The sequence below is a fragment of the Ketobacter sp. genome, from assembly GCF_003671495.1.
Taxonomy (GTDB): Bacteria; Pseudomonadota; Gammaproteobacteria; order Pseudomonadales; family Ketobacteraceae; genus Ketobacter.
Window position 1 is genome coordinate 196203 of sequence record NZ_RCHN01000006.1, and the last position, 23700, is coordinate 219902.

Below are 23700 nucleotides of genomic sequence, written 5' to 3' on the forward strand. Positions count from 1 at the left end.
CTGTCAACATGGTAACGCAATGCACGCTGTGAAACTTGATATTCAGTCTGCCCTACAGCAGGCGCAAAGCTGGCTCAAATACGAAGGCATCGTACAGGTTCAGGCCTCTAAAACCCCCAATGGGGATGCCATCGTGGTGCTGACCAACTGCAACCCGGCGGCGATCACCGCACCGGTGCCTTCCTACTTCCAGGGTTTCCCCGTCATTTTCTGTCAAACTGCCCCCTGAGCATCCTATTTGTACATTGGCATCATAAATCGCTGGGTTTATACTTGAACAATTGAGTGAAAAACGTTGTACAAAAAACGACCCAGCTCGCATTAACATGGGTCCCCAAGGTGCTTTGAGCGCTGCACGAGTCTAGCGGACAGGATTCGAGAACGTTTCATGCGATGCCCAAACTGTGGGGCTGATAATCCAGCTTTTCACGCATTTTGCTACCAATGTGGCAACAAAATAGCCCAACAATCCTCCAATAATGAAGGTGAGTTCTCTGCGCCACGAACCCAGGACCTGCAGCCCGAGCTGAAGAAGGTCACCATCCTGTTTGTGGATATCACCAATTCAGTTCAGCTTATTCACAAGCTCAAAGCCGAAGACAGCGCTGATTACCTGGACCCAACCATCTCCTCCCTCAAGCAAAATGCCCATCGCTACGGTGGTATGATCAACCGGGTGGATGGCGACGGCATGATGGTGATCTTCGGGGCTCCGGTGGCCTATGAAGACCATGCGCTTCGGGCCTGCTACGCGGCGTTGGATATGCTGAAATCCGTGAAAAGCGAGTTTGAGCGTACCGGCATTGCCGTGCGCATCGGCATCCATTCCGGTGAAGTGCTGATGAAGCCGTTTTACAACGACTTTTCGGTGGATTATGAAGCCCTGGGGCCCACGGTGTACCTGGCCCATCGCATGGAAGTGCTGGCCCGGCCCAATACCGCGGTGATCTCCAAGGACACCTACCACGCGGCTCAGAAACAGATCCGGGTGGACAACCTGGGTCCGGTGCAGGTAAAAGGCCTGGATGAGCCGGTGGAGCTGTACCAGATCCAGGGTCGTGTGCGCCAGGATGAAGGCAATGAGAGCAAACTGGGTGACACCCCTTTTGTGGGGCGCGACAACGAAGTCAAGCTGATCCAGCAGAACCTGGCAGAAACCCGGGAACACTGTGGCCGCTGTGTGGCCATTTGTGCTGAGCCCGGGGTGGGTAAATCCCGCCTGGTGACCCGGGTTCTGCAGGGCATAAACCCCACCCAATATCATGTGCTCACCACCGCCTGCGACTCCCACAACCGCAGCACGGCTTATCTGCCTTTTTCCAACATCATTCGCTGTTGGCTCAACGTGCAGGATTCCGATTCACAGCTGGATATCGCGCAGAAACTGCGGGATCGAATCGCCAACCTGAACGAGAGCTTTGCGGAACACCAGTCGGCCTATCACTTCCTGCTGGATCTGCCGATCCAGAACCAGAGCTGGAACAGCCTGGAGCCGGTGCAGAAGCGGCAGCGGGCCAGAAAAGCCATGCGGGCCCTACTGGATGAGCTGGCGCGCCAGAAGCCGTTGGTGATCCTGCTGGAGGATCTGCACTGGATCGACGGTGAAAGCCAAACGCTGCTGGAGCAACTGGTCAAATCCGTGCACGACCACACCAGCCTGCTGATCGTCACCTATCGCCCGGAATATCAGGCCAGCTGGTTGAACGAGAATGTGAGTCTGCTGGAGCTGAAACCGTTCACCGACCTGGAATCGAGCGATTACCTGAAGGGCGTATTGGGCAAGGACCCAAGCCTGATCACCTTGCGGGATGAAATCAGCCGTCGCTGTGAGGGCAACCCTCTCTACATCGAGGAAATGATTCACCACCTGATGGACAGCAATCTGATCTGGGGAGAACCGGGCAGCTACACCTCGGGGCTGAACACCCTGCCGGACACCTTGCCGCTCACCATCCACTCGGTCATTTCCACCCGCATCGACCGGCGTTCCAAGCTGGCCAAAAATATCCTGCAGGCGGCCTCCGCCATCGGCCAGCGTTTTTCCACCGGGTTGCTGGATTACATTACCGACATTCCCCGCGACTACGCCAAGCACGCCATTGATGAGCTGGTCCAATGCGGCCTGGTGATCAAGGCCAGCGACGGGCTCAACGACGAGTTCCAGTTCAAGCACGCCCTGGTGCACCAGGTGACCTACGACTCCATTCCCCGGGAACGCAAGCGGCTGATCCACGCCAGCCTGGTGAATGCCATCGAGTCCCTGCACAAGGAGCGCCTGGAGGAACATGTCTACCGGCTGGCGGAGCACGCCTATATGGGCCAGTACTGGCACAAAGCGGTGGAGTATTACCTGAAGGCCTGTTATCACGCCATCGGCCGTTCCTCCCACCATCAGGCCGTATTGTTGCTGGATCGCGGCCTGGAGGCATTGCGGCACCTGCCCCTGAACAAAGACACCCTGGGCCAGCGCATTGATTTCCTGGCGGTGGGCATGAATGCCTTGATCCCCCTGGGGGAACAGGATCGTCTGGTGCGGGACCTGAAGGAAGCAGAAAAGCTCTGTGATGCCGTGGGAGAGCCCAAACGCACCTGCTCGATCCTGTGTCAGCTCACCAACGCTTTGTGGATGGTGGGCAAGCACCAGGAGGCGTTCAGTGCATCCAGCCGGGCGGTGGAGCTGGCCAATGAGATTCAACACGTGCCACTGCAGATCGCCGCTAACTACAATCACGCCATGGTCTATCATGCCATGGGTGAGTTCGACAGCTGTATCCGGCTGGAGCAAGGCATCCTCAGAATTCTGACCGGCGATATGGAAGTCAGCCGTCTGGGCTGGACCGGTTACCCCAGCGTGTTCTGCCGTACTTTTTATGGCAACAGCCTGGTGGAACTGGGACAGTTGGCGGACGCGGAAAACGTCATCCAGCGTGCTGTGGAAATCGCAGAAGGCGCTCAACACCCCTATTCCAAAGCCATGATCTACGATACCTATGGCTACTATCTGCTGGCCGTGGGCGATTACCAGAGTGCCCGCAGCATACTGGATACCGCACTCACCATCTGCGATGAATTTGCCATCCACACCATGGTGCCGGCAGTCTCAGCCAAACTCGGTCAGGCACTGGTGGGCAGCGGTGAGTTGCAGCTGGCGGAAAAGGTGCTGGAGCAGGCCGTGCAACCCAGCTGCTATCGCAAAGGGGGCCGTTACACCTGGTTCTATCTGTTCCAGGCCATGGCGGAGCTCCAGCTGGCGTTGCAGAACCTGGATAAAGCCCATCTTTACGCGCGGAAATCGTTCACCGTCACCAGTGAAACCAACGAGAAAGCCCATCACGGCTGGGCCTGTCTGACCCTGGCCAAAGTCCACAACGCCATGGACCAGCAACGCCAGGCCGACAAACTGATCGACCTGGCGCTGGACATCGCCAAGCAGAAAAACATGGCGCTGCTGGGTTATCAGGCCGCTGTTTACAACGTGGAGGAACTGCAGCGTCGGGAAGACCACGACGCCAGCCTGGTGTATCTGGAGCTGGCCCATGATTTTGCACAGATCACAGGCCATCGCCCCTTTTTGGACAAGCTGCATTACCTGAAAGACCGGATTGCCTGAACAAGGGATTGCCTGATCAGTCTGCCCGGTCACAACGCAACAGCATGCTCGCCGGCATGTTGTACTTGAAGGTCATATCCCCCAGGTTGCCCGCCGCCGGCCGCACATTGGGCAGGGTGAGCAGCATTTTCAACGCTTCCCGGATTTCCAGCATCGCCACATGATGCCCCATGCAGGCATGGGGGGTTCCATCCATAAAAATAAACGGCTCCTGCTGCGGTGAGACCTGATGCTTCAGATTGGCCCCCATGGTCACCTGGGACACCAGCAATACCACCGACCCCGGCTCAATGTTCAGCACCTCCCCGGCTGAGGAGGTATAGGTTGCACCGTTGGTGCAATAGCGCGGCAGTACCGGCGCCACCGGATTCAGGCGCAGGCAGGTCACGATGGCCTGGTCCAGCATAGGGTCCAGACCGGGCTCCATGGCGGCCCTGGTGGACTCGTCCGCCATTCTCCAGGCTTCCAGTGCCTGTTTGACCTGGGCCATCACCGCCGGTTTGGCGGCGTCAGACACCCCCGGTTGACTGGCCGCCAAAAACTGCAATCCACTGACCAGATCGTTGCCCATCTCCAGCAGGGATTTCACCACCATGCTGATGCCTTTCGCCGTGGTGTCGGTACTCCCTACCATCAGCTCTAGCACACTCTGCCGCACCGCTTTGACCAAGGCATCCCCGGAGTCACCATAGTGCTGCTGGAACAGCTGGATGAAGCGGGACATTAAAGTGCCGTCATCCTCGGCAGCCTCAATGCGCTGGCGAACCTGTGCATCCAGATGCTCGATCAGTTCCCCTGAAGCATTCTTGGCAAGCTCCGTGAGGTAGTCTGCGTTGTAAAGATTCAGGAACACCTCGATGAACAGCATCCGTACCCAAAACAACAGGGTCTGGTCCGGCGTGGTGGAAAAGCCCAGTTCGTCATATTTGGTCTGCCACACCGGCGGCAGTTCCGCAAAATCCGCCCGATCAAAAAAGTGAGCGATCTGGGTTTTGGAGAGAATACGTTTAGCGACGGCTTCCGGCGCAGCGACACCATAGAACCCTTTGATCACTTGCAGCGGCAACTGGCGCGCCAAGCCCTCCACCAGCTCCAGCTGCCCCGTCTGCAGAAACGCGTTCCGGATTTCCTGCAAGGGTGCCTGCAACAGGGTTTTCAATTGTTGCTGAAAGCCCTGGTGTTCAATCTGCTGTGCCGATTGCGCCTTGAGTTCAACGCGCTCCGCGGTGTTGGGTCGGGACAACAGCATGGTGCCACCGGTGAGGTTTCGAATCTTGCGCGCATAGTGATCGTTGGTGAACAACGCGGTTTGCTTGAGGATGCTCATCACATCTTCCGGATGGGCAAAGTAATAATAGAAACGCTCCGCGCCCCCGGCATCCAGCTTGAGTTTCACAAAGCGCTTGCCGCTTAACAAGGCGGTGGCGTCCACGTAACGGGCCACATCCAGAGGATCAGAGGACTCCGGCTGAAAGGTGTCAATATGCTGCTTGGGAATCTGGAAAGGGTTGATGGGTTGGGCCAGCCCCGCAATCAACCCCAGTGCCTTGCGCCCGGGTGTAAAAAAATACTCGCCCCCTTTTACATGCACATACTGCTTCAAACCAAACACCGGCAGGCGCTGCTGGTTGAAGGAGAACTGCCCCAAATCCGCCGGCCCACGACTACCGACAATGGGGTCAATGATGGGACTTGGCATATGCATGAAGTCGCAGTTGTTGATCCAGTTCTTCTGGATGAACTCAAACTGGGAATCAATGCGGGCGTTATAGCAAAAGAAGTGCAGACCCCGGGGTTCAGCGGGTGCCGATGCGGCACACTCACCGGGTTCGATAAAGCGGCCGTAGGGCATGCCCCGGCGGATGATTCGGTGCTGATCCACCAGCGACGTGCCTTCGTCCACGCCATCATTCAGGGTCAGGCGCGGATTGACCCGCCGCACGTGGGAGGTGAACGGACAGCGCTCACCCTGAGTATCGTCGTGGTAATCAAAGTCATTCTGCTTGGGCTTGGGGTGCCCCCCCGTCAACGGCGTGCCGTCCTGCTGACGACCCACTAGCTTGGCGGCCAGTTCCGCGTCGTCCTGGCAATAATCGCGAAAGGCAGCCACATCCTGCTCCAGTTTTCGGTACACCAGAAAGGAACCGTTCATGGTCAACGCCTGGAACGCCGCTTTGTCGGGATCTTGCTGGACCGGGCTCAGGGGATTGATGTCGCCTGCGGCGGCCTTATCGGTCTTGCTGGTGACTGGTTCGCGGTTCTTCAGGTCCAGCTCATCCTGGTACCCCAGCAGAAACTCCCCCGCGGCCAATGGCGCCCAATCCGCTTCTCGTGATTCTTTTTTGCCGGCAACCGCGCAGCCCGGCATGCCGTCGTTGATGCGTGGTTGGGAGATGCCGTCCACAAAGCCGAAGTGCTCCCGAATGAGGCTCTGGTAACGAATGACATGGGCCTGTTCCTGGGCCAGACAATGGCAGCCTGGAAATTCAGGTTGCTCCTGTCGCAGGCTGGCAACACAGTCATCAATGATCTTGAAGTGCCGGTCGCGATCGGCGTCGCTCCACTCCTGTGGCGGCCTCGCGCATTCGTCCTCCAGAGACGGTACGTAATTAACCCCCAGGAACACATGGATATGGGGGCTGCCATAAAACCCCTCCCATTGGGTGGGGTAATCCCCCCACTGGTCGCCGATAAACTGAGCCCGGCGGGCCATCCCCTCCCGGAAGGCGGGCGGAAACTGGCGGATCAGATGCTCCGGCAGCCCCATGCGCTGCAGGCCACTGTAGGTGAACCCGATGTTGAGAAAACAAGGGCTGGCGATGGCGGTACCACCCTCAGTATGCAGATTCCCATCGGATATCAGCAATTGCCGGAACGCCGGCGCTGCGATAAAGCGGGCAAATTCCTGGGGGTTGGTGATGGTGAGAAAGTAATAACGTGCCGCTGATGGCCGGGCACTGCGAATGAGGTGAGCCTGAATATCATCAAGCTGAAGATGATTTTTTCCCGTGTTCACTTGGCCGCTCCGGATCAGTGGATTCAAGATTGAGGTAGGTCTGATTTTCTTTGACGAAGCGATCGAACGCCTGACGAAACTCACCATTGCATCCCCGGCGCTCATCAGCATACCACTCCGCCATAAAGCGATCGAAGTTGGCCTTGAAACTGCGCAGGGATTGTCTTCGCAACAGGGACTCGTCGGGAATCGCTGCGTAGAAGGCGGTGGTTTTCACCTGATGCTGTTTTACGTATTGCCAGAAGGCGTCGAAGTCGCGGCATCCCTGCTGCGGGTAACCTTCACAGTTACCCCAAACCCGATCCATGTCCGCTGCAATCAGGGTCGAGAAGTCTCTCAGGTATTGCCACATGCTGCCGTCATAATTGGAGGTGAAGATCAGCTTGTCCTCTTGGGAAGAAGGGTCCTCCCAGATGATCCAGCGAGCAAAGTGTATGGTCTGAACCAGTCGAATCGGGGTGGGAATTCCTTTCGATTCCCGATTCACGACGGAGTCCAGAACTTTCTGCAGTTGTTGTTTGTATGTCAGCACACCATCCTGTGTGCGCCCCCTTTTTATGGTGGTGATGACAGTAAGCTCATTCACACCACCCAGAAAACGTGAGTCCTGAACGTGTGACATCCAGTGATCCTTGATGGTTATTAAAAGAATGATGACCAGGAAAATGAGAACTACTTCACTTTCCTTGACTAATCAAAGCACTTGATTGGGACTCTGTAAACTGCTTTTCACATTTTGTGTATTTAGCGGCTGAGTGGCGGCTGATCTTGCAAAAAAAAACATTAAAATTCGATCACTTAAGAAATTATTTACTACACTTACAGCAATTTAGTACTAAAGACCCACCACATGATTATTCCCGTTGATTGCAGGGCAGGCCGGGGGGCGTGTTGAAGTTTCGCATTTATCAGCCTTTGCTGTTCGTGTTGCTGGTTCTTGCCTGCGGGCCGGGGGCAGCGTCCCCCCACTTTGCTCCTATTCAGGCATCGAAGGTGACGGACATGCCCATGGGCCGGCATTTGCAGATGCTGGAGGACCCGTCCGGCACCCTGCTGGTGGAGGACGTGCGCTCGCCCGCGATCAGCCGGCAGTTCGAGCCCCTGTTCGTGGACACGCCTTATCTGGGGCGCACCCATTCTGTGTTCTGGTTCCGCTTTGATGTGGATTTCAACCAGGAACATTCCGACCTGGTGCTGGAGCTGGGTTACCCGCATCTGAAACACATCACTCTGTTCCGCTTTGAGAACGGGCGCCTGCTGGATGAGCAGAACGCGGGCTATGGCGATCCCCAAACCAGCAAACTGCATTGTTCCCGCCCCTGCTTTTCCATCAGCCACAGCACCAACATCCAGACCCTGTACCTGCGGGTAAACAGTGACTCCCCCATGTTTGTGCCCATCAATCTGCGCAGCCCCAACAGCCAATTGCGCAGCGAACGCATCATGATGGCGTTGTCTGCGCTGTTCTATGGCGCCTTCATGGTGATGGGGCTGTTCAATCTGTTCCTGTATTTCTCCACCCGCAAAAGCAGTTATCTGTACTACGTGGCTTACATCATTTCCCTGGGCCTGTGGACGCTGTCCCACGATGGGTTGCTGCGCGAGATGCTGTTCATGCACAACGAGTCCCTGGCCTCCTACCGGGTGCACTTTATCTTCACCCTGCTCAGTATCTGCATGGGGGCCATCTTCTGTCAGAAGTTTCTGAACACCGGCGAGAACATGCCTCTGCATCACAAGGCGTTCAGTTTTCTGGTGCTGATGGGGGTAATCGACATCCTGCTGATCATCGTCACCGGCAAAGTGTTGTTGCCCAACTCCGCGAACCTGCTGACCATACTGATCTGTGTGGCCGGTCTTTCCGCCGGCAGCGTCGGTATGCTGCGGGGGTTGAAGACCGCCCGCTTCTTTCTCATCGCCTGGCTCAGTGTCATTGTCGGTAGCGCCTGCTGGGTGCTGACCATATCCGGTGTGTTTCCGCTGAATAAATTCACCCTGTTCAGTGTGCATATGGGGGCCCTGCTGGAAACCATCCTGCTGGGTCTGGCCCTGGGCGACCGCATCAACGTACTGCAGGCCGAGCGCATCCAGGTGGAGCAGGATGCCAAGCGGCGCCTGGAGGAAAGCAACGTGAAACTGGCGGCCAGCAATCGCTTCAAGGATGAGTTCCTGTCCACCGTCAGCCACGAGTTGCGCACCCCCATGAACGGTATTTTCGGCGCCTATGAGCTGCTGGAACACACCGACCTGAATACCGAGCAGGTGAAATACCTGAGCACCATCAGCCGTTCCAGCCGGGACATGATGGGCATGATCGAAAATATACTGACCTACACCCAGTTGGAATCCGGCATCGCCAAACCCAATGCCCACCCCTTCCGTATCAAGGAATGCCTGCAGGAGATGGCGATGTATTATCGGGGGCGCGCTTCCATGCAGGATCTGGATTTTGACTTCCGGCTGGACAATAACATCCCCATGACGCTGGAAGGGGACGAGGACAAGCTGCGCCTGCTGCTGGATCACCTGCTGGACAACGCATTCAAGTTTACCGATCAGGGGTTTGTGCGGTTTGAGGTGACCCACCTGCAGTCCAGTGAGTCGGAGACGGAAAAACTCATGTTTGTGATCCGGGATTCCGGTTGCGGTGTGCCGGAATCCCTGCAATCGGATATTTTCAATTCCTTCAAACAGGCAGACGGCTCACTGACGCGCCGTAAAGGCGGTTTGGGGATCGGCCTTGCCCTCTGCCAGAAGATTGTGAACATCCTGCAGGGCAAACTGGAATTCAAGTCGGTGGTGAACGAAGGCACCCAGGTGGTGTTGACCCTGCCCTTCAAACCGGCTGCAGATCAGTTCCGCCAGGCCAACCAGATCTCCACCAGCATTCGTCCGGATAACACCGACATCCTGGTAGTGGAGGATAACTACGTGAACAAACTGGTGATGGAAGGCCAGTTGCGCAAACTGGGCTTCCAGGTATTCTCTGCGGGCAACGGCCGTGAAGCCATCAATATGATGGAGAAGCGGGAATATGATCTGGTGTTCATGGATTGCCAGATGCCGATCATGGATGGCTTTGAGGCCGCCCGCCGCATCCGCCAGCTGAACAATCGCAATGCATCCATACCCATCATTGCCGTCACCGCCAACACCAATCCGGGGGACCGGGAACACTGCATCTCCGCCGGCATGAACGATTACATCAAAAAGCCTTTCAACCAGGCCATCCTGATTGCCGCCATCAACCGCTGGCTGAGCTACGATACCGAATCGCCACAGTTGGCCTGAGTTACCAGTTCAACGGCAGGCTGATGAGGAAGCGGGCTCCGCCCCATTCAGAGGCCGCGATACTGAGGGTGCCGCCGGACGCCGTAACAATGTCATTCACCACCGCCAGGCCAATACCCTGCCCGCTGGCCCGTTCATCCCGGCGCACACCACGACTCAGGACCCTGGCTTCATCACCGGGCGCAATCCCCGGTCCGTTGTCTTCAACGTAAAAACGAATCTGCCCATCGTGGATGTGCCCGCCCACTCTGACCCGATCGCCCCCGTATTTGCAGGCGTTGTCCATGAGGTTGCCCAGCACCTCCAGGGTGTCACCGTCATCCCAGGGCATACGCAGGCCCGGGCGGATGTCCTGCTCAAAACTGATCGCACGGTCGGCGTAGACCTTGGCCAGCACCTTGGTCATGCGCTGGTACATGTCCAATAGCACGGCGCCCTGTCCACTCACCTGAGGCACGGCGGTGATTGCCCGTTTCAACTGGTAGTTGACGATTTCGTCCATACGGCGCACCTGTTCATTCAGGGTGTCCTGCTGCGGGTCGGCCAGCGGATCGCTACCACGCTCCAATCCCTTGAGCACCGCCAACGGGGTTTTCAGGCTGTGGGCCAGGTTGCCCAGGCTGTGCTTGTAGCGCTCGCGCATGGAACGCTCATGCTCCACCAGGCGATTCAGGTTATTCACCACCGGCATGATCTCAGAGGGGTATTGTTTGATGATGCGTTGCTGGCGGCCCATCTCCACCCCATCCAACTCCCGGGCCAGCCTGCGGAAGGGACGAAAACCCAGGTTCAGTACACCGAACACCAGCACAATGGCCGCCAATACCAGACCACCCAGCCAGATCCAGAGCGTGGTTTCAAAGCTTTTGATCTGGGCCAGGTAGGGCTGGTCCCATTCCCTTACCACGAAGGTGTAGGGTGAGGCTGCCGCGGTTTCTTCCCAGAATACATTGATGCTGAGCTGGTAATACTGCCGCCCGTTTTGATCTTCCACCGTCTGGAATATCCATTGCCCGGTATCGGAGGTGGGCGGCAGGGGGAATTGCTCAAGCAACAGGGAGCGGGACTGCCAGATCACCTCTCCCTCATGAATGACCACCGCCAGCAGGCCGGAGTTCAATTGATTGAAGCGAGGGTCCGCCAGTTGCTCCGGCAATTCCAGCCGGTCGTGGTCGTAATCCGCAGTGGCAATGAAGCCAAACATCTGCAGCTTCAGCTGTTCCCGCGCCCGATCAACGATACTGGCCTGGAACGACTGCCGCAAAATCCAACCGGCGCTGATGGAAAAGGCCGCCAGTATCAGCGCCGCCACCAGCACAAAACGGGTTCTCAGCGATAACAAGAATCAGGACTCCAGAGCAAACCGGTAACCACGGCCGCGCAGGGTTTCGATGGGCTTCAGGGCATTGTCCGGGTCCAGTTTCTTACGCAGACGCCCCACGAAGACTTCAATGGTATTGCTGTCGCGGTCGAAATCCTGGGCATAGATGTGCTCGGTCAATACGGTTTTGGAAACCACTTCGCCGGGCCGCAGCATGAGGTATTCCAGCACCTTGTACTCAAAGCTGGTGAGCTCCACCGCGGTGCCGTTAAGCGAGACTTTCTGCGCCGCCGTGTCCAGCGCGATGCCCCCCACCGTCACCACCGGTTTGGCGTGTCCGGCGGAGCGTCGGATCAGGGCATTGAGACGGGCAAACACCTCCTCCATTTCAAAGGGTTTCACCACGTAATCATCGGCTCCGGATTCCAGTCCGTCCACCTTGTCCTGCCAATGCCCCCGGGCGGTCAGGATCAATATTGGGTAGTTGATGTCCTGCTGCCGCAGGGCGCGGATCAGGTCGATGCCACTCAGCTTGGGCAGCCCCAGGTCGATGATGGCCACATCGTATTCGAACTCCGTGCCGTAATAGCGCCCCTCTTCACCGTCCACCGCCAGATCGACACTGTAGCCCTTCTTTTGCAGCGCATTGCCGATCTGCTCGCGCAAGTGCTGCTCGTCTTCCACCACCAGAATTCTCACCGGAAACTTCCCTCCTTACACAACGTTGACCAGCCTAGACACCTTTAACCGCCGTTGCCGCCGGTTTCCTTGTCCACAAACACGGTTTTGATGCGGCCTTCCGGTAACAGTACCTTGACCCGATAAACCCCGCGACCGTCGCGCTCTTCCAGTGTGACCTTGAGCACTTTGCCACCGGTTTTCTTGACCACCTTGCTGGCGGCCTGGGACGGACTGAGCTCCGCCACCCACATGACCCCATCCCGGGCATGAGAGGCCACCGGCAGACTGCCCAATAGCAGCATTACGACGCACAGCATAGGGAATTTGAATCTCATGAACCTGAACAACTCCGATAATCTGGTGATCACCATAACGCACCCATTGTGAACCAACCCTGAATTGACTGCCCTCAATTAAAACGTCGTCACCCCATCAGGAACGCAGAACAATCCCATAGCCACAACTGTTTTTATTGAATATTCATAACCTTAGCAACAAGGATAGCCGAATGGCATGGGGGTTGCTGTATACAAAATGCGATCAAGCATTTCGCTGATCACCTTACACAAGCCTGGAGGCACGATATGAGCATCAAGGAATCCGCCACTTTCTTATTTGAAATCACTCATCCAGAGCAGGCCGCCGGCTTCTGTGCTCTGAAAGAATACCTCGAGAACATGTATTTCGGATAATCCAGCACCCGTTTATTGTACAAAACCTGACGTTATTCCTCCCGTTCGAGTTCAAAGCCAGCGCCCGCTGGCTTTTTTTATGCCCCAGCCCTATTGCTACCCCCTGCCTGAACAACTCTGAAACAGAATTAGACAATACCTAGACATAAACTTTGACAACCCTCAACAACTGGATTTAATATTCATTTGTCTAGGACAACATATGGACAAACAAAATGGACCAGGCAACTTCCAAAATCCCCGTCGGCATCAGCCGCTGCCTGCTGGGGGATAACGTACGCTACAACGGCGATCACAAACACAACCGCTTCTGCACTTCGGTGCTCGCCGACCACTTTGAATTCGTGCCCACCTGCCCGGAGGTGGAAATTGGCTTGCCAGTACCCCGCAAGCCCATTCGTCTGGTGGACATGGGCAATGACGTACGGGCGGTGGAGAGCGATGACCCAAGCCGGGATCACAGCATTCCACTGCTCCAGCATGGCCGCGATTATGCCCGGGCACAGCCAGACCTGTGCGGCTTCATCGCCACCCCAAACTCGCCCAGTTGTGGTGTGTTCGGGGTGAAGTTGTACCTGCCCAACGGGCACCCGGTGAACAAGACCGAGGGTTTGTTCAGCCTGGCCCTGCGCCAATCCAATCCGCTGCTCCCCATCGAAGAGGCAGGGCGCCTCAACGATGCCGGCTTGCGGGAGAATTTTATCGTTCGGGTGTTCACCCTGCACCGCTGGAAAAACCTGGTGTCCACAGGCGTAACCGCCGCCGGGCTGGTGGCGTTCCACAGTCGCCACAAGTACCTGGTGATGTCCCGCGACTACGCCGCCTACAAAACCCTTGGCCGCCTGGTATCGCGCCTGGATCAACCGGACCTGCAGCCCATCGCTGACCAGTACATCAAGTTGCTGATGGCCGCGTTGGAAACCCCACCCAAGCGGGGCACGCAGTGCAATGTGCTGATGCACCTCATGGGCTACCTCAAACAGGTATTAAGCCCCCGCGACAAGCAGGAACTGGTGGTCAGCATCGAGGACTATCGCCGCGGTATCGTGCCCTTGATTGTCCCCATTGCCCTGCTGCGTCATCACTTTGAACAACAAGCGGAAGAGTACGCCTATCCGCTGCAACAGCACTATCTGGCGCCCTATCCCCATGAGTTGGGTCTGCGCAGCCATATTTTCTAACCGCCCATTTGCTATAGACACCGTCACAGGGAGTACTACATGCTGCACGCCGTCTGGTTCCGTAACGATCTTCGTACCCACGACAATCCGGCCCTGCACGCAGCCGCCGCAAGCGGCCAGCCGGTGGTGGCGTTTTACTTCTTCACGCCGGCGCAATTGGCACGACATGACGTGGGGCCAACCAAGCAGCGTTTTATCCTGGAAAATGTAGCGGCGCTGCGCGCAGAGCTGGCTGACTTGAACATCCCCCTGCTCGCCCTTTTGTGTGACGACTACCGCAGCTCGGTTACGTTGCTGGTGAAGCTTTGCCGCCAGCATCAGGTGCAAACCCTGTTTGCCAATCGGGAGCTGGAGCTGAACGAACGGCGGCGGGACAGCGACGCCCACCGTGCACTGCAACAGGCCGGCACCGGGGTTCAATTTTATCAGGATCAAACCCTGCTACCGGTGGGCCAGGTGTTGACGGCCGAAGGCAACCCTTATCGGGTTTTCACACCGTTCAAACGGGCCTGGCAAAAGCAGATAGCCGAGCACAGCCTGACCAGCCTGCCGCGTCCCAGCGCCCAGTCCCCGCTGCCCATCGCCGCCACACCGGAAGAAGAAATACTGTCCTGGCAGCATCCCACCGCGGCCAACCGTTTCTGGCAGGCCGGGAGCGAGGCGGCCTGGCAACGGCTGAATCAGTTCTCCGAGCGCCTGATCGACCACTACAAAGAGCGGCGGGACATACCTTCCCTGGGTGCCACCAGCCAATTGTCTCCCTACCTTGCGGTGGGCGCCATCTCACCCCGCAGTTGCCTGTTGCAGGCTCTGAAGGGTAACCACTTTGAGTGGGATTCCGGCAATCCCGGCATTCTCACCTGGATCAACGAACTGGTTTGGCGGGAATTTTACAAGCACCTCTCCTATCACTACCCGGAACTCAGTAAGGGTGAAGCCTTTAACCCCCAGACCCGGTTCATTCCCTGGTCGAGAGACCCGGAGCATCTGCAACGTTGGCAACAGGGCCTGACCGGCTACCCGTTGGTGGACGCCGGCATGCGCCAACTCAATCAGATGGGCTGGATGCACAACCGGCTGCGCATGGTCACAGCGATGTTTTTTACCAAGCAACTGTTCATGGACTGGCGCTTGGGGGAGGCCTATTTCATGCAGACCCTGATCGACAGCGATTATGCCGCCAACAACGGCGGCTGGCAGTGGTCCGCCTCCACCGGTGCCGATGCCGCCCCCTACTTTCGTGTTTTCAACCCGGTCCGCCAGTCGCAACGCTTTGATGCCAACGGCGATTTCATTCGCCAGTGGGTGCCGGAGCTGGCGCAATTAGGCCCCAGGCAAATTCACGATCCGACCCCGCTGGAACGACAGATGTGCGGTTACCCGCAACCCATCGTGGATCACCGAACTTCAGTAGAGCAGGTCAAACAAGCGTTCAAGAACGCTCAGGCCATGGCCGCGGAGATAGCATGATGGAATTGCGTAACAACGTCATCTGGATCACCGGCGCCTCCAGCGGCATCGGACGTGCCCTGGCTGTCCAGCTGGCCCGCTACAACACCGTGATTGCCAGTGCCCGCTCCCAGGAGAAGCTGCTGCAACTGAAAGAGGAAGTTCCGGAGATTGTGATCCGGCAAGCGGACGTGACCCAAATGTCGCAACTGGCAGACACCAGCGCCTTCATCGACCACATGTTCGGACGCCTGGACTGCCTGATCGCCAACGCCGGTCACTGCGAATACCTGGATGTACGCCACTTCGACAGTGGCGTCGCGCGCCGCATGATGGAAACCAACTATCTGGGCTTCGTCTACACGCTGGAATCCTGCCTGCACCTGCTGCGGCGCTCCGACCACCCCCATATTGTCGCCATGAGCAGCAGCTCGGTTTACGCGGGTCTGCCCAGGGCCGAAGCCTATAGTGCCGCCAAAGCTGCCATCTCCCAGTTTATGGAATCTCTGGCCTCCGACCTGAAACCGGAAGGATTTGCCCTCAGTGTGATTCATCCGGGCTTTGTAGATACCGAGCTCACCCAGGGCAACGATTTCCCCATGCCGTTGCTGATGTCCTCCGAGCAGGCGGCAACGCGCATCATTAAAGGTATCGAGCATGGTCGCTTCAATATTGATTTCCCCAAGCCTTTAACGTGGGTACTGCGCTGCCTCAGGTCCACCCCCCATTTCCTGCGTCACCGTATTACCAGCAGCCTCTCCAGGAACGTACACCATGAACTATAAACACATCGCCGTCATCGGCAGCGGCATCTCCGGCCTGACCACCACCTACCTGTTGCAACGTCGCTACCAGGTGACCCTGTTCGAACAGGATGATTATCTGGGCGGCCACACCAACACCGTGGACATTGAACACAATGGCCGGGTTTACCCGGTGAACACCGGCTTCATTGTATTCAATGACTGGACCTATCCCAATTTCATTCGCCTGATGGATCATCTGGGCGTGGCCAGCGAAGATTCCGACATGAGCTTCAGCGTACGTTGTGATCGCAGCGGCCTGGAATACAACGGTTCCAACCTCAACACCCTGTTCTGTCAACGGCGCAACCTGGTGAATCTGCGTTTCTGGCGCATGATCCAGGACATCATGCGCTTCAACAAGGAAGCCACCCGCCATTACCTGAGCGGCACCCTGGACAACGGCATTACTCTGCAGGACTACCTGAACCGTGAAGGCTACGGCGATGCGTTCCGCCGCTACTACATTATTCCCATGGGCGCAGCCATCTGGTCAGCACCGGAAGCGGACATGATGGCGTTTCCTGCCGCCTTTTTTATTCGGTTCTTCCACCATCATGGACTTCTGTCTGTGAACAACCGGCCCCAATGGCGCGTCATCAGTGGTGGCTCCCGATCCTACGTGGATGTACTCAAGCGCAAACTGACGGGAGCCGTACACCTGCAGCGGGGCATCCGCCGGGTAACCCGCCATGAACACGGAGTCCGGCTCACCGACCACCAGGGCGCAGAGCATGACTTCGATGCCGTGGTGTTTGCCTGTCATAGCGACCAGGCTCTGGCGATGCTGGCCCAACCCAGTGTCCGGGAACACAGCATACTGGGGGCGATTCCCTATCAGGACAACAGCGTGGTACTGCATACCGACACGCGCCTGTTGCCCCGCAACAAAAACGGGTGGGCGGCCTGGAATTACCGCATTCCCACCCACGCAGGGCAGCCGGTGACCGTCACCTACAACATGAACATTCTGCAGAATTTCGATTCCGAAACCACGTTCTGCGTCAGCCTGAATCAGGATGCCGATATTGATCCCGCCACCATTTTGCGTCGCTATCGCTACAGTCACCCGGCCTTCACCCTGGCCGGCGCTGACGCTCAAAACAGGTTTGACGAGATCAACGGTCATCAACACACATTCTATTGCGGTGCCTACTGGTTCAATGGCTTTCACGAAGACGGGGTCAACAGCGCCATACGGGTTGCCGAGTCCCTCAACGTCCACTTTGATGAATTGGTGCCAGCATGCACAGCGCACTCTACCAGGGCTTTGTAACCCACCTGCGCCGCCAGGCGCCGGCACATCAGTTCCGCTACCCCATGTTCATGCTGTACCTGGACCTGGATGAGCTGGATCCGTTTTTCCGGACCTCCCCACTGTGGTCCCGCGAGCGTTTCAACTGGGCCAGCTTCCATCGCGAAGACTATCTGCGACCAGACATACCCGATCTCAAGCAAGCCGTGAGCGCCGAGATCGAACGCCAGACCGGACAGACATTCAGCGGCCGCGTGTGCCTGCTGGGCCACCTGCGTTATCTCGGCATCTGTTTCAATCCGGCCACGTTCTATTTTTGCTTTGAAGGGGACCAACTTAAATATGTGGTCACGGAAGTCACCAACACCCCCTGGCAGGAAAAACACACTTACGTCCTGACCGAGGCGGAACTTCAACGCAGCGAGGACACCGAAAAACGCTTTCATGTGTCGCCTTTTCTGGACATGGACCTGCAGTACCGCTGGCGGATACCCGCCCCCGACCAATCCGCGAACATATCCATTCGCTGCCTGCGCAACGGTGACACCGTATTCACAGCACTGCTGGAGCTGGAACGCATGGCCGCCACCCGGCACAACCTGAACCGCATCCTGTTCAAATTTCCCCTGGTGACACTGAAGACCATCAGTGGCATCTACTGGCAGGCTCTCAAGCTCTGGCTCAAGGGCGCGCGCTTTTATCATCATCCCAACATTCACGAGGACCCATCATCATGAACTCCACCACATTGACCACATCGGCCCCGCTCAAAGGCATGAAACGGCTCTGCAAACAGCAACTGTTCAGGCTGTTACAGCGAGTCGACTACGGCACCCTGAAGGTGACCGATGCAGAAGGCAGCTATACCTTCACCGGCAAAAAGCAGGCCGACTCAGTGGTGGCCGAAATCGTGATCCGTGATCCGGCCTGCTATCCCGCCATGGTCCTGGGTGGCAGCATCGGCGCCGGCGAATCCTACATGTCCGGGGATTGGGACTCGCCCAACACCACTGACGTCATCCGCTTCATGAGTCAGAATCTGGCCACGGTACAACGATTGGATTCCGGATTCGCCCTGTTATCAAAGCCGGCACAGCTGGCCTATCACCTCAGCAACCGCAACACGGAAAAAGGCTCACGCCGCAACATCGCCGCCCACTACGACCTGGGCAACGAGATGTTCAAGTTGTTTCTGGATCCCACCATGATGTATTCCTCTGCGGTTTTCCCCCGCCCCGATGCATCACTGCAGCAAGGCTCTCTCTATAAACTACAGCGTATCTGTCAGAAGCTGGATCTGAAGCCCAGCGACCACCTGGTGGAAATCGGCACTGGCTGGGGTGGCATGGCCATTTATGCGGCCCGTCACTACGGTTGCCGCGTGACCACCACGACCATTTCCCAGCAGCAATACGACTACGCCCGGGAACAAATCCAGCTAGCCGGTGTTGGCCACCTGGTCACCCTGCTCAAGGAGGACTACCGCAACCTGCAGGGCAAGTACAACAAGCTGGTGTCCATTGAGATGATTGAAGCCGTAGGACATCAGTACTATCCGGACTACTTCCGTGCCCTGGGCCGCCTGTTGGAAGAGGATGGACTGGCTCTGATTCAGGCCATTACCATTGATGATCAACGCTACGAAAAAGCCAAGAACAATATCGACTGGATTCAACGCTACATTTTCCCCGGAGCCTGCCTGCCCTCGGTGAAAGCCCTGACCGAAGTCAGTGGGCGCAACAGCGATCTGGCACTCACCCACCTGGAAGACATCACGCCCCACTATGCCCGCACCCTGCAATTGTGGCGGCAACAATTCTTCGACAATATCGATGCCATTCGTGCCCTGGGTTACAACGAGGAATTCATTCGCATGTGGGACTACTACTTCTGCTACTGCGAGGGCGGCTTTGCCGAGCGCATCATCGGTGACGTGCAGATGCTGTTCGCCAAGCCGATGTATCGCGGCCCGTCGGTACTGGGTCAACTGTAACCGGCCGGACACACTGCAGGGAGGTCAAAACCATGCGAATTGCATTGCCCATTTTGCTGCTGGGGTTACTGGTGTCCAGCACAGGCTGGACTCAACCCCCAATGGCACCCCAAATAACACCTCATATGTCCCGCCAGGCGCCCACCATTGTCGGCTACGCCTACCATGAGCGAACAGGGGCCCTGTTCTTCACTGAAGCCTATCGCAACCGGTTCGATCAGCAGGGTCGACTGCTCTCCAGTGCTGTCGAATACCGGCCGGCACAAGGCAACACCCCGCTGGCCAGCAAAGCGTTGGATTATGCCAAACACCCCTACGCCCCGGAATTCACCTTCGCCAACCATGCCGCGGATTACCAGGAGGCCCTGTATTGGCAAGGCCCCGACCAGGTGCTGGTGCGATGCAAAGAAGCCGGTGAGGAATGGCGGGAGCGGCGCTTGCGGATTCCGGAGCCGGTGGTGGCGGACGCCGGCTTTGATGCCTTCCTGAAGGACAATATGGACACGCTGCGGGCCGGCCAGCCCCTGCAGTTCAACTTCATCAATCCGGCACGCCTGGACTGGTTCCGTTTTCGCGCTGAACCCCTGGAGCAATCCCCGCATACCATCACCCTGCGGGTGTATCCGGAAAACACCCTGTTACGATGGTTAGTGGACCCCATTCTATTGACCTATGAACTGGGCACTAATCCGGATGCTCGTCCGCAGCTGATGCATTACAGCGGCCAGACCAATATGCAGCTTTCAGGCGACCAACCGGTGGTGGCAAACATATTTTACGAATACCCACAGCAGCCCGCGCAACCGATTGTGAACCTGTTCTGACGGGTTACAATAGCGCTTTCAAATACGAGGTTACAGGCAGTGCACACCATCCAGTCCGTGGCAGAAAAAACCGGTCTCACCCCGGATGTCATTCGCATCTGGGAGCGGCGTTATAACGTGGTTGCCCCGGAGCGCACGCCATCCAATCAACGCCTGTACAGCGACGACGATATAGAACGCCTGAGCCTGTTACGGCGGGTGACCGAGCAGGGGCGGCGCATAAGTGCTGTGGCCGCACTCAGCAATGAGGAATTACGCGACATCACCGTCTCCGCCACCCCGAGTAGCCGCCCAGCGGCAAACCTGGCGGTAAACCAAACCATCGCCGAGGCCATCGACGCCATCATCGAACTCAACCCAGTGCGGCTGGAACAGACCCTGCAGCAGGCTTTCGTCAGCATGGGCTCCGTGGGCTTCATGCTGCACTTTCTCTACCCACTGATGGAGCAGGTGGGTGAACTGTGGCGCAGCGGGGCGATACGCACCTGTCAGGAGCACTTTTCCAGCGCCCACGTGCGCTCTTTCCTGGGCCGCTTCATGCTGGAAGCCAACACCGACGCCCACGGCCCCAGAATCATCGTTGCCACACTGCCGGGGCAGCTTCATGAACTGGGAGCCACCATGTCAGCGGTGGTAGCAGCCCAAAGCGGTTGGAACGTGATTTACCTGGGCGCCGCCGTGCCCCTTGAGGAGATCCTGTTCTGCGCTGAGGACAAAGTCGCCCGCGCCGTTGCCATCAGCCTGGGTTATCCCATGGACGACCCGTCCATTCCACTGCAACTGGAACAACTCGGGCGCAGCATGCCGACCCAAAGCCGGCTCATCGTCGGCGGCAGCAGCGCGGCACGCTACACAGCGACCCTGGCGCAGATCGGCGCCCTGCAGGTGGATTCGCTGAGCAACCTGTCCGGAGTCCTGGATTCCCTGCGCTGAGTTGGTAACGCTCCTGACAAAAATACCCGGCGCGCTCCCATCCACACCACGGCGAACGGACCCAGACTGTAAAATAAATCCCTGCCCCACTTGAAAATTGTCACCCCGGCACCGATATAAATGGATATTTCATTTTCTGCAACACGGGTGGACACCAGGTGGCAAAAGACGATCAGGATCCGGATATCATCGAAGTCAGTGAGGAACAACTGGAACGGGGCCTGGCCCTGCCGGATTCCTCTTTACCGGAACGTCTCTACGTTATTCCCATTTCCAACAAGCCGTTTTTCCCGGCTCAGGTACAACCCATCGTGGTGGACGAAGAGCCCTGGGCCTCCACCATCGAACGGGTGGCTAAAACGCCTCACCGCTGCCTGGCACTCTGTTATGCCCCGGAGCCGGACGACGGCGTCCTGTTGACCGACCGCTTTGAGCGCATGGGCTGCGTGGTGCGCATTCACAATGTGGTGCGCGATGAAGGCAAGATCCAGTTCATAGCCCAGGGTATTCGCCGTACCTGGGTCCACCAGTGGCTGCACAAGTCCCCGCCGCTGATGGCCGGAGTCACCTACCCATATCCTCGGGAAGAAGATGCCCAGGAGGTAAAAGCCTACGGCATTGCCATCATCGACTCCATCAAGGAACTGGTATCCATCAACCCCCTTTACACTGAAGAACTGCGGGACTACCTGGACCGGTTCAGCCCCAACGACGCCTCTCCGCTGACGGACTTTGCCGCCGGCCTGACCACTGCCGAACCGGAAGACCTGCAGGAAGTGCTGGACGCCGTGCCGCTGTTAAAGCGCATGGAGAAGGTGCTGTTGCTGCTGAAAAAGGAACTGGAAGTCGCCCGCCTGCACCTGCAGATCAATCGCCAGGTGAATGCCAAGCTGGAGGAACACCAGCGCAACTTCTTCCTGCGGGAACAACTGAAAGTCATTCAGAAAGAATTGGGCATCACCAAGGATGACAAGGAAAGCGACGTTGACGAGTTTCGTGAGCGCCTGGACAAATGCACCGTACCCCCGGCTGCCATGAAAAAGATCGAGGACGAACTGCATAAGCTGTCCATGCTGGAAATCGGTTCACCGGAATATGCCGTCACGCGCAATTATCTGGACTGGGCCACCGCGGTGCCCTGGGGTATCACCTCCGAGGACATGCTGGACATAGAACACGCCCGGGTCACCCTGGACAAACATCATGACGGCCTGGATGACGTTAAAGAACGCATTCTGGAATTTCTCGCGGTGGGTACCTATAAAGGGGAAATCAGCGGCTCGATTCTGCTGTTGGTGGGCCCGCCCGGCGTGGGCAAGACTTCCATCGGCAAATCCATCGCCGAAGCACTGGGGCGTAAATTCTATCGATTCAGCCTGGGTGGCATGCGCGACGAAGCGGAAATCAAAGGTCATCGCCGCACCTACATCGGCGCCATGCCCGGCAAACTGGTGCAGGCCCTGAAGGATGTGGAGGTCAGTAACCCGGTGATCATGCTGGATGAAATCGACAAGATCGGCGCCTCCTATCAGGGCGATCCCGCCTCCGCCCTGCTGGAAGTGCTGGACCCGGAACAGAACCGGGAATTCCTGGATCACTATCTGGATCTGCGCCTGGACCTCTCCAACGTGCTGTTTGTCTGTACCGCCAATCAGTTGGACAGCATACCCGGCCCCCTGCTGGACCGCATGGACCTGATTCGCCTGTCCGGTTACATCACCGAGGAAAAACTGGCCATCGCCCAAAATCATCTGTGGCCCAAATGCCTGAACCGGGCCGGCGTCAAAAAGTCCCTGCTGAAAATTTCCAAGACCGCCCTGCGCAACATCATTGAAGGCTATGCCCGGGAAGCCGGGGTGCGCAACCTGGAAAAAACCCTCAACAAGATCGTCCGCAAGTCAGTGGTGAAACTGCTGAAGGCCCCCAATGACAAGATCAGCATCACCCCGGCCAATCTGGAGGAGTATCTGGGCCCACCCATCTTCCGGGACGAAACCCCCATCCAAGGGGTCGGCGTGGTCACTGGCCTGGCCTGGACCTCACTGGGGGGTGCCACCCTGCCCATCGAAGCCACCGCGGTACACCACCGCAATGCGGGCATGAAAATTACCGGGCAACTGGGTGATGTGATGAAAGAGTCTGCGGAACTGGCCTACAGTTATGCCTCCTCCCACATCGAGGAGTACGGCGGCTCGGAGGCGTTCTTTGCCAAAGCCTTCGTGCACCTCCATGTGCCAGAAGGCGCCACCCCCAAGGATGGACCCAGCGCCGGTATCACCATGACCACCGCACTGATCTCCATGGCCTGCAACAAAAAGCTGCGCCGCCCCATCGCCATGACCGGTGAAATTACGCTGACCGGCCAGGTATTGGCGGTGGGGGGCATCCGCGAGAAAGTGATTGCGGCCCGGCGCCAGAAGATCAAGGAACTGATCCTCCCCAAAGCCAATCAACGGGACTACGACGAATTGCCGGACTACATTCGTAAAGGCCTCACTGTGCACTTCGCCGATCACTACCGGGATGTATACCAGGTCGTGTTTGGCTAAGCGGTCAGGCCATTATTTGTAACAACTTTTGCCCACCTCAAAGGATCGACAGCCGGGCTGTCGGTCCTTATCATCTGCCGGTAAAGCCAGACAAACCGGGTT

General features: G+C 57.4%; 17 protein-coding genes. 12 read left to right on the forward strand and 5 right to left on the reverse strand.

The genetic code is table 11. From position 1 onward, the window contains the following. The first annotated feature begins 19 nt into the window (after positions 1-19). Both D9N14_RS02320 and D9N14_RS02325 read left to right on the forward strand, forming a co-directional pair. Positions 20-229 (forward strand): hypothetical protein, encoded by a 210-nt coding sequence (locus D9N14_RS02320; RefSeq protein ID WP_290576437.1) that lies wholly within the window; start codon positions 20-22, stop codon positions 227-229. A gap of 159 nt (positions 230-388) precedes the next feature. After that, positions 389-3610, forward strand: a complete 3222-nt coding sequence (locus D9N14_RS02325; protein ID WP_290576439.1) for an adenylate/guanylate cyclase domain-containing protein — start codon at positions 389-391, stop codon at positions 3608-3610. 16 nt (positions 3611-3626) lie between these two features. Here D9N14_RS02325 and D9N14_RS02330 read toward each other — a convergent pair whose 3' ends face one another. Together D9N14_RS02330 and D9N14_RS02335 are read right to left on the reverse strand one after the other, a co-directional pair. Further along, positions 3627-6626, reverse strand: coding sequence for a Dyp-type peroxidase domain-containing protein (locus tag D9N14_RS02330; RefSeq protein ID WP_290576441.1), 3000 nt, complete (start codon positions 6624-6626; stop codon positions 3627-3629). Continuing rightward, on the reverse strand, positions 6595-7248 hold the full coding sequence (locus D9N14_RS02335) for a hypothetical protein (protein ID WP_290576443.1): 654 nt from the start codon (positions 7246-7248) through the stop codon (positions 6595-6597). The genes D9N14_RS02330 and D9N14_RS02335 overlap by 32 nt, the downstream gene beginning before the upstream one ends. A 269-nt stretch (positions 7249-7517) precedes the next feature. On the opposite strand from D9N14_RS02335, the gene D9N14_RS02340 reads away from it, so the two are divergent. Beyond that, complete coding sequence (locus tag D9N14_RS02340; protein WP_290576445.1) at positions 7518-9917, forward strand: hybrid sensor histidine kinase/response regulator; 2400 nt, start codon at positions 7518-7520, stop codon at positions 9915-9917. Between the two features lies 1 nt (position 9918). On the opposite strand, the gene D9N14_RS02345 is transcribed toward D9N14_RS02340, so the two are convergent. From D9N14_RS02345 to D9N14_RS02355, 3 genes are read right to left on the reverse strand one after another with little or no spacing between them, the layout of a single operon-like run. Further along, positions 9919-11259, reverse strand: coding sequence for an ATP-binding protein (locus D9N14_RS02345; protein WP_290576447.1), 1341 nt, complete (start codon positions 11257-11259; stop codon positions 9919-9921). Positions 11260-11262: 3 nt separating this feature from the next. Continuing rightward, positions 11263-11937, reverse strand: a complete 675-nt coding sequence (locus tag D9N14_RS02350; RefSeq protein WP_290576449.1) for a response regulator transcription factor — start codon at positions 11935-11937, stop codon at positions 11263-11265. A gap of 44 nt (positions 11938-11981) precedes the next feature. After that, complete coding sequence (locus tag D9N14_RS02355; protein WP_290576451.1) at positions 11982-12254, reverse strand: PepSY domain-containing protein; 273 nt, start codon at positions 12252-12254, stop codon at positions 11982-11984. A 572-nt stretch (positions 12255-12826) separates the two neighbouring features. Here D9N14_RS02355 and D9N14_RS02360 point away from each other — a divergent pair. The 9 genes from D9N14_RS02360 (at position 12827) to lon (ending at position 23598) form a co-directional block, all read left to right on the forward strand. Beyond that, positions 12827-13792 carry a YbgA family protein gene (locus tag D9N14_RS02360; protein ID WP_290576453.1) on the forward strand — a complete coding sequence of 322 codons (966 nt, stop codon included), beginning with the start codon at positions 12827-12829 and terminating at the stop codon, positions 13790-13792. A gap of 39 nt (positions 13793-13831) precedes the next feature. Continuing rightward, positions 13832-15262: a deoxyribodipyrimidine photo-lyase gene (gene phrB, locus D9N14_RS02365; RefSeq protein ID WP_290576455.1), complete on the forward strand. Its 1431-nt coding sequence runs from the start codon at positions 13832-13834 to the stop codon at positions 15260-15262. Further along, on the forward strand, positions 15259-16026 hold the full coding sequence (locus tag D9N14_RS02370) for an SDR family NAD(P)-dependent oxidoreductase (protein WP_290576460.1): 768 nt from the start codon (positions 15259-15261) through the stop codon (positions 16024-16026). Before phrB ends, D9N14_RS02370 begins: the two co-directional genes overlap by 4 nt. Then, positions 16016-17320 carry an NAD(P)/FAD-dependent oxidoreductase gene (locus tag D9N14_RS02375; RefSeq protein WP_290576462.1) on the forward strand — a complete coding sequence of 435 codons (1305 nt, stop codon included), beginning with the start codon at positions 16016-16018 and terminating at the stop codon, positions 17318-17320. Before D9N14_RS02370 ends, D9N14_RS02375 begins: the two co-directional genes overlap by 11 nt. Next, entirely contained in the window at positions 17290-18036 is a 747-nt protein-coding gene (locus D9N14_RS02380; RefSeq protein WP_290576465.1) for a DUF1365 domain-containing protein, read from the forward strand. The genes D9N14_RS02375 and D9N14_RS02380 overlap by 31 nt, the downstream gene beginning before the upstream one ends. Next, positions 18033-19292 (forward strand): SAM-dependent methyltransferase, encoded by a 1260-nt coding sequence (locus D9N14_RS02385; RefSeq protein WP_290576467.1) that lies wholly within the window; start codon positions 18033-18035, stop codon positions 19290-19292. The genes D9N14_RS02380 and D9N14_RS02385 overlap by 4 nt, the downstream gene beginning before the upstream one ends. 32 nt (positions 19293-19324) lie before the next feature. Then, positions 19325-20116: a hypothetical protein gene (locus D9N14_RS02390; RefSeq protein WP_290576469.1), complete on the forward strand. Its 792-nt coding sequence runs from the start codon at positions 19325-19327 to the stop codon at positions 20114-20116. Between the two features lie 39 nt (positions 20117-20155). Further along, on the forward strand, positions 20156-21049 hold the full coding sequence (locus D9N14_RS02395; RefSeq protein ID WP_290576471.1) for a MerR family transcriptional regulator: 894 nt from the start codon (positions 20156-20158) through the stop codon (positions 21047-21049). A 158-nt stretch (positions 21050-21207) separates the two neighbouring features. Beyond that, positions 21208-23598, forward strand: a complete 2391-nt coding sequence (gene lon / locus D9N14_RS02400) for an endopeptidase La (RefSeq protein ID WP_317622562.1) — start codon at positions 21208-21210, stop codon at positions 23596-23598. Positions 23599-23700: the final 102 nt, after the last annotated feature.